Origin of the sequence: Idiomarina sp. H2, from assembly GCF_004364275.1 — a bacterium.
GTDB classification, from domain to species: Bacteria; Pseudomonadota; Gammaproteobacteria; order Enterobacterales; family Alteromonadaceae; genus Idiomarina; species Idiomarina loihiensis.
This window is the reverse complement of record NZ_SNZY01000027.1, coordinates 1-1,009: the sequence shown is the minus strand read 5'-3', so window position 1 is coordinate 1,009 and position 1,009 is coordinate 1. Positions and strand designations below refer to the sequence as shown.

The window sequence follows — 1,009 nt, the reverse complement described above, 5'->3', positions numbered from 1 at the left end:
ACGCCTCTACCAAATCAGTTTGTTCAAGTAGAGTGGCATTTCTTACTTTTAATATTACAATCAGCTTTTCATGTTGTTAAAGAGCACGTAACACTAAGTTACCGGTAAATATTCTTGTTTAAGAACACTTAACGCTAACGGTTACGAAGAGAAGAAATGGTGGAGCCAAGCGGGATCGAACCGCTGACCTCCTGCGTGCAAGGCAGGCGCTCTCCCAGCTGAGCTATGGCCCCTTTGGTGCGTGGCTTTGCGATAACACTCCAGCGCCGCGTTACTGCACCTCATTCGTTCAGTCACGTACCAACGTACGCTCCTTCACTCATATCGGCTTGCGCCTTGCTCTGAAGCGTTCTCGCTGCGCTTAAACATCGCGAGCTTGAATCGCTAAACCCAATAAGGGAATTTCAAGCGAGGGCAAGGCGGAAGCCGAGGAAGTGTACATCAGCACACGACGAGGTTTCCAACGCAGCCATCGCGCAGAAATGGTGGGTCTGGGCAGACTTGAACTGCCGACCTCACCCTTATCAGGGGTGCGCTCTAACCAGCTGAGCTACAGACCCAGTTTCTTCTCTGTCTATATCAAGCCTGCAAACTGTGTGGACACTTACTCACACGGATGTGAGGTAGACAAAAAATGCAGGACGCAATTTTTTGTGTACACAAAAGATAAGCTGTTTTGTAAGGAGGTGATCCAGCCGCAGGTTCCCCTACGGCTACCTTGTTACGACTTCACCCCAGTCATGAACCACACCGTGGTGATCGTTCTCCCGAAGGTTAAACTAACCACTTCTGGTGCAGCCCACTCCCATGGTGTGACGGGCGGTGTGTACAAGGCCCGGGAACGTATTCACCGTGGCATTCTGATCCACGATTACTAGCGATTCCGACTTCATGGAGTCGAGTTGCAGACTCCAATCCGGACTACGACGCACTTTATGAGATTCGCTAACCATCGCTGGCTTGCTGCCCTTTGTATGCGCCATTGTAGCACGTGTGTAGCCCATCCCGT

General features: G+C 50.8%; 2 tRNA genes and 1 rRNA gene. All 3 read right to left on the bottom strand.

What is annotated here, in order from left to right:
• Nucleotides 1-157 precede the first annotated feature (157 nt).
• A tRNA-Ala gene (locus DET62_RS14410) sits at nucleotides 158-233 on the bottom strand.
• Between the two features lie 250 nt (nucleotides 234-483).
• Nucleotides 484-560 (bottom strand) — tRNA-Ile (locus DET62_RS14405).
• Nucleotides 561-679: 119 nt separating this feature from the next.
• A 16S ribosomal RNA gene (locus DET62_RS14400) occupies nucleotides 680-1,009 on the bottom strand; the annotation flags it as partial.